Genomic DNA, 5,247 nt, shown 5'->3' with positions numbered 1-5,247 from the left:
CCTGCACCGCGTTGCGGCCGCCAACGGTCACATAGGCGAAGCGCCCGTGGGCGTTGTCGACCAGGTTGACGTGATTGGTGATGGGGCCGCTATCGATGACCTTGAGCGTCGCGAAGGGCGGGCGGGCGCTGATCACCACCACCTTGCCCACGTCCTTCAGGGTGTACCAGAGCTGGTCGCCCTGCGGGCTGGCCGCCAGGTCCGGGCAGAACGGGCTGGGTTGCGGGACGCGCGCGACGATGACGTGGGCCTTCACATCGACGACCGCCAGCTCGGGATTGAACGAGCTGCACACAAAGCCGTAGCGGCCGCCAGGCGAGAAGATCGTCATGCCCGGCCCAGGCTGGGTGATGATCCGCGTCTTCTCCCGGTAGGTCCGGCTGTCCAGCACCGCAACATAGTTCTCGCCGCGGACCGTGACCCAGACCTCCGTTCCGTCCTGGGTGAAGAAGGCCTCGTGTGGCGAGCGGCCGACATAGGCCGTGTGCTTCACGGCGTTGGTGGCGGTGTCGATGAAGGTCACGGAATTAGACCCTATCGAGACCACGGCCAGCGTTCGATGATCCGGCGAAAAGCCCATGCCGTGGACCAGGACCTGGCCCTTGTAGAGGGGGCTGAAGTTGCCGGGCTGCGGATCCCCCAGCCGGATGACGCCGAGCAGGGTGTTGTCCGCGGGGTCGATCACCGAGACCGTGTTGGAGAACTGTTCGGAGGCGTAGACGCGGTCGCGGTGGCTTACCGGGATGTCCGGCGCCCTGGCGGGCCCGGGGACCTGCGCGCCGAGCGCACCGCCCGCGACGCCAAGGGCGATCACCAGGAGAACTGGGGTCAGAGGATGGTTCATCGCGCGCCTCATGGCTGCTTGTGGGTCATAGCCATGCCGGCCATGGGAACGGGCTGTTGCTGGTCCGGCGCCGGCGCCGAGGGCGGCAACGGCCGGCCCGTGGCGACCCGCATGGCGACGATCTCCTGCTGCTGCTCGACAATGATCTCCTGGGCGATGCGGCGGAGCTGTTCGTTGTGGCCGTGGCGGAGTTCAGCCTGCGCCATCTCGACGGCGCCGCGGTGATGCGGCTCCATTATCGAGACGAAATCCTGGTCGGTGTCGCCGGTCGGCTTGACCGCCATGCCGGCCATCATGCGGTCCATGGCGGCTGCGTTCTCCGCCAGGAAGGGCGCCTCGGGCGAGGCGGGCGCCCCCGCGGTCAGGAGCGCGAGCGCCAAGCAGCCAAGGCCCTGGAGGATCCGACGCAACCGTGCGGGGCGGGAGGGCCGGTAGAGGCGCGTGTCGTGGTTCGCGGGGATCACTACGTCTGCTCCTTCGGCCGGTTCGATCTAGGCGCGCCGCGCGGCGCGACCGCCAGCTCATCGCGCGCGATCCGGACCGCCGGACCGAACTGCGGGACGACGATGTCCGCCGGCTGGGCGCCGATCTTCACGCTGCGCCCGGTTGCTTGCAGCGCCGCACGCCGGCGGTGCAGCGGCGTTGACGGCTGCCCTTGATCACCGCTGCCTGGACCGGCGACCGGCGAGCCCCCGCTTCCGGCTTCGAAGTCTTCAGGCAACTCAAAGGCCGAAAGTCGAAGTCCGCTCGTCGCACTATTCGGACCTGACGCAGGGCGCGCGTGCGCCAGAATCTTGGTGTTGGTACAATTGTTGGTATTCATCTTTCGAGTTGGTCAATTCTCCTCGGCAGTTCGAGTCCTGCCGGGCCCAAGGGATCCACCTCGGGCCCACCGCTTCGGGTTCACGCAAGGACCGCGCGGGGCTCCAGATAGGCCTCCAACCCGAACCGGCCATACTCGCGGCCGATGCCGGACTGCTTGAAGCCGCCGAAGGGCGCGAGTGGCTCGTGCGGTGCGCCGTTGATCACCACCCGGCCGCTTTCCAGCCGATCGGCCACGGCGCGGGCATGGGCCAGGTCGGAGCTCGCCACATAAGCCTGCAAGCCGTAGATCGTGTCGTTGGCGATGGCGATCGCCTCTTCCTCATTCTCAAACGGAATGACGCTGAGCACGGGCCCGAAGATCTCCTCGCGGGCGATGCGCATGTCGTTGGTGACGCCGATGAAGACCGTCGGCCGCACGAACCAGCCGCGATCCAACCCGTCCGGCCGGCCCTCACCGCCGATCAGCAGTTGGGCGCCTTCCTCCTGACCCAGGCGGATGTAGCCCTGAACGCGGTCCCACTGCTTGCGGCTGACCATCGGGCCGATCATGACCGACGGATCGGTGGTGTCACCGACCTTCACGGCTGCGACAGTGGTCTTCAGCCGCTCCAGGATCTCCGGCAGGCGCGATTTCGGCGCGAGGATCCGCGTGCCCGCCACGCAGGCCTGGCCGCTGTTGCCGAAACCCATCATCGCCGCGGTCGGTATCGCGGCCTCCAGGTCGGCGTCCTCCAGGATGATGTTCGGGCCCTTGCCGCCCAGCTCCAGGGTCACCCGCTTCATGGTCTCCGAGGCGGCGCGCAGGATCGTGCGGCCCACCGCGGTCGAGCCGGTGAAGGTGACCTTGGCGATGTCGGGATGCGAGCTGAGTTCTGCGCCGACCACGTCGCCGCGGCCGTTGACGATGTTGAAGACCCCCGGGGGCAGCCCGGCCTCGTGCAGGGCCTGCATCAGGACGTCGGTCTGGGTGGCGCTCATCTCGCTGGGCTTGATGACGACGGTGCAGCCGGCGGCGATTGCGCCGGCGAGCTTGCCGCAGATGAAGCCGTAGTTGCTGTTCCAGGGCGTGATTGCGGCCACAACGCCCAGCGGCTGGAGGGTGACCTCGGCCCGGCCGATCGTTTGGCTGAAGTCAAAGTCCTCCAGCGTCTTGGCCATGTCGAGGAAGACGCTCGCCGATCGCCGCGCGGAGAAGTCCACGAAATAGGCCGGCGCGCCATATTCCGCGACCATGGCCGCGGCCAACGCCTCGGCGTGCGGGGCGACCGCGTCGTGCAGGCGATGCAGCATCGCGATCCGCTCTGCCTTGCTCGTGTGTGAGAAGGCGGGGAAGGCCCGCTTCGCCGCGGCGACCGCTGCCCGGGCGTCTTCCGCATCGCCCAGACGGACCTGGCCGATCTGTTCCTCAGTGGCGGGGTTGAAAAGGTCGAACAGCTCCTCGCCGTGCGGCGTGACGAACTGGCCGTCGATGTAGATCTTATCGAGGGTGCGCATAGGGATCTCCTTCCTTGTCCAATGTCCGGAAAGGTGACCTCGCGCAGATGATCTGATAAGCCGATCAAATCGGCACAGACTGATACAGAAAATCGCGCAATGAGAGCCAGTCAGATCGAGCTCGAAGCGGTGGTGGCGGTGGCGCGCAGGGGCGGCTTCCGGGCGGCGGCGCGCGAACTGGGGATGGCGTCATCGGCGCTCAGCCACGCGGTGGCGGCGCTTGAGACGCGGTTGGGCGTGCGCCTGTTCAACCGCACGACCCGCAGCGTCGCCCTGTCGGCGGAAGGCGAGCAATTCGTCGCCGATGTCGTGCCGGCGTTGGCGGCGATCGGCGCAGCGATCGCGCGGATCGAGGAACATCGCGCAGAGCCGTCGGGGCTGCTTCGGCTGAACATGGCGCCGGGCGCTGCGCGCGTGATCCTGGCGCCTTTGATCTTCGAGTTCATGCGGCTCTACCCGCAGGTGGACGTCGAGGTCGTCACCGAGGGCGCCCTGGTCGACGTCGTGGGCCAGGGCTTCGACGCCGGCGTGCGGCTGGCGGAATTCCTGCCGCCGGACATGGTCGCCGTGCCCATCACCCGCACGATGCGCTCGATCGTCGTCGGCTCCCCGGCTTACTTCGAAGGTCGGGCGCGACCGAAGACGCCGCAGGACCTGATGACGCACCGCTGCATCCGTGCGCGCATGGCCAGCGGGGCGATCTATCGCTGGGAGTTCGAGAAGCGCGGGCAGAGCCTGGAACTCGACGTGCCCGGTGACCTGACGCTGGACGAGAGCGACCTGATGCTTCAGGCCGCTCTGGCCGGCCAGGGGCTAGCCTATCTCTCCGATCCCGCCACAGCCGAGCACATCGCCGCCGGGCGGCTGGTCGCAGTGTTAGAAGACTGGTCACCGGCCTATCCGGGCCTTTGTCTCTACTATCCCAGCCGCCGCAATATGCCGGCGCGGTTGCGGGCATTCATCGATCTGGTTCGAGAGGCGAAATGACCTCCAGTCAAAAGTGCAGTTTCAGGATCGATCTCAATGCCTGCTCCTGGCGGCGAGGCGAACCCGACGTTCTGCTCGCGGCGATCAAAGAGTCATCGGAACTCGATGAGGGCGGCAAGATGCTCTCTGCACGTCTGCTCGATGGTAACCGAAAGACCGATGAGCTCAGGCCATATCCGTTTATCGACCGCATGGTCGAGGTGCTGCCTTGGTGGGAAAGGTTCGGCCAATCGGCCGGTGCAGCAGAAGATGATGGCGCCTGAGGGGGACTGCTGAGTCTCGGAGCGTCGCCGCTGGGGCCCACTCGCCGGAAGTACGAAGTCCGCTGAAATCCCAATGGCCGCCGCTGGCGCGGCGCAGAAGTCTCGGCTCGGACTGAAGTCTGCGCCTCAGTCAGACGGTTCGCTTTCAATCGCGACACCAGTGGGATCGATCGCGCTGACTTCAACCGGAATGCCGGCGTAGGAGGTCGGCGTGCCGTCCATGGGAAGAACTTCGCCTCTGGCAATCATCTCGGCGATAAAGACGGGAACGACACCATCGCCCAATCGGATCACTTTGACGGTTGGATGAGCCTTGGCGAGGGCATCCAAGTTCGCGTCGATTTCTTCCAGGACCATTGCTGCTCGCCTACGTATGAACTCCATTTGCCATAGAGCAAATCAGCGTGAGCGTCTGCTTCCTGACCGTCACCCACCGTCCGCTCATGGCGCGACGCTGACGACGGAGGCGGACCCGCAACCTGGCGCCGACGTTGCAGCTGAGACGCTGTCAAGCTTGACCTTGCGTCGTTCCATTTTCGATGGAATGCTCCGAAAGTTCTCGCATTGAGTGCACTCGTCTGAGTTTGCGTCTGTACCCGTCCGCAAGCTGGAACTGCGCCATGAAGATTGGACCCGCTCTCATCGCGTGCATGTCGCTGTCCGCCCTCCTCGGAGGCTGTGCGAGCGTCGATGTGAACGAGCTCGCGCTGCAGCCTAGCGTCACGGCTTCACCCAAGGGGACCTACTGCACCCCAGCTAAGCCCTTTCAGGCTGCGGATGTTGCCAGTGAGATGTCGCAGGCGTTAGGCGCCTTCGACACGACCGTCTCCGACC

General features: G+C 66.1%; 8 protein-coding genes. 3 read left to right on the top strand and 5 right to left on the bottom strand.

Annotation, left to right across the window (positions count from 1 at the left end):
* The 4 genes from E8A12_RS13380 to E8A12_RS13365 all read right to left on the bottom strand — a co-directional run.
* The coding region (locus E8A12_RS13380; RefSeq protein ID WP_293369499.1) for a YncE family protein at positions 1 to 844 on the bottom strand (844 nt) is incomplete at its 3' end.
* A gap of 8 nt (positions 845 to 852) precedes the next feature.
* Positions 853 to 1,308: a DUF305 domain-containing protein gene (locus E8A12_RS13375; RefSeq protein WP_293369497.1), complete on the bottom strand. Its 456-nt coding sequence runs from the start codon at positions 1,306 to 1,308 to the stop codon at positions 853 to 855.
* Positions 1,308 to 1,667 carry a hypothetical protein gene (locus E8A12_RS13370; protein ID WP_293369495.1) on the bottom strand — a complete coding sequence of 120 codons (360 nt, stop codon included), beginning with the start codon at positions 1,665 to 1,667 and terminating at the stop codon, positions 1,308 to 1,310. Before E8A12_RS13370 ends, E8A12_RS13375 begins: the two co-directional genes overlap by 1 nt.
* 80 nt (positions 1,668 to 1,747) lie before the next feature.
* Complete coding sequence (locus tag E8A12_RS13365; RefSeq protein ID WP_293369493.1) at positions 1,748 to 3,163, bottom strand: aldehyde dehydrogenase family protein; 1,416 nt, start codon at positions 3,161 to 3,163, stop codon at positions 1,748 to 1,750.
* Between the two features lie 99 nt (positions 3,164 to 3,262).
* Between E8A12_RS13365 and E8A12_RS13360 the strand changes: the two genes are divergently transcribed.
* The gene (locus tag E8A12_RS13360; protein WP_293369491.1) at positions 3,263 to 4,150 is read left to right on the top strand and encodes a LysR family transcriptional regulator; all 888 of its coding nucleotides are present in this window, start codon (positions 3,263 to 3,265) and stop codon (positions 4,148 to 4,150) included.
* On the top strand, positions 4,147 to 4,413 hold the full coding sequence (locus E8A12_RS13355; RefSeq protein WP_293369489.1) for a hypothetical protein: 267 nt from the start codon (positions 4,147 to 4,149) through the stop codon (positions 4,411 to 4,413). The genes E8A12_RS13360 and E8A12_RS13355 overlap by 4 nt, the downstream gene beginning before the upstream one ends.
* 126 nt (positions 4,414 to 4,539) lie before the next feature.
* Here E8A12_RS13355 and E8A12_RS13350 read toward each other — a convergent pair whose 3' ends face one another.
* Positions 4,540 to 4,770, bottom strand: a complete 231-nt coding sequence (locus E8A12_RS13350; RefSeq protein ID WP_293369488.1) for a hypothetical protein — start codon at positions 4,768 to 4,770, stop codon at positions 4,540 to 4,542.
* 263 nt (positions 4,771 to 5,033) lie between these two features.
* On the opposite strand from E8A12_RS13350, the gene E8A12_RS13345 reads away from it, so the two are divergent.
* Positions 5,034 to 5,247 (top strand): hypothetical protein (locus E8A12_RS13345; protein ID WP_293369486.1); only part of this gene is annotated, 214 nt, incomplete at its 3' end.

Origin of the sequence: Phenylobacterium sp. (assembly GCF_004799395.1) — a bacterium.
GTDB lineage: Bacteria > Pseudomonadota > Alphaproteobacteria > Caulobacterales > Caulobacteraceae > Phenylobacterium.
This window is presented reverse-complemented; position numbering and strand designations above follow the sequence as displayed.

What these genes read in the sequence shown, in the direction of transcription:
- E8A12_RS13370 (WP_293369495.1), bottom strand. Translation starts at nt 1,667, where the DNA reads ATGAATACCAACAATTGTACCAACACCAAGATTCTGGCGCACGCGCGC.
- E8A12_RS13365 (WP_293369493.1), bottom strand. Translation starts at nt 3,163, where the DNA reads ATGCGCACCCTCGATAAGATCTACATCGACGGCCAGTTCGTCACGCCG.
- E8A12_RS13360 (WP_293369491.1), top strand. Translation starts at nt 3,263, where the DNA reads ATGAGAGCCAGTCAGATCGAGCTCGAAGCGGTGGTGGCGGTGGCGCGC.
- E8A12_RS13355 (WP_293369489.1), top strand. Translation starts at nt 4,147, where the DNA reads ATGACCTCCAGTCAAAAGTGCAGTTTCAGGATCGATCTCAATGCCTGC.
- E8A12_RS13350 (WP_293369488.1), bottom strand. Translation starts at nt 4,770, where the DNA reads ATGGTCCTGGAAGAAATCGACGCGAACTTGGATGCCCTCGCCAAGGCT.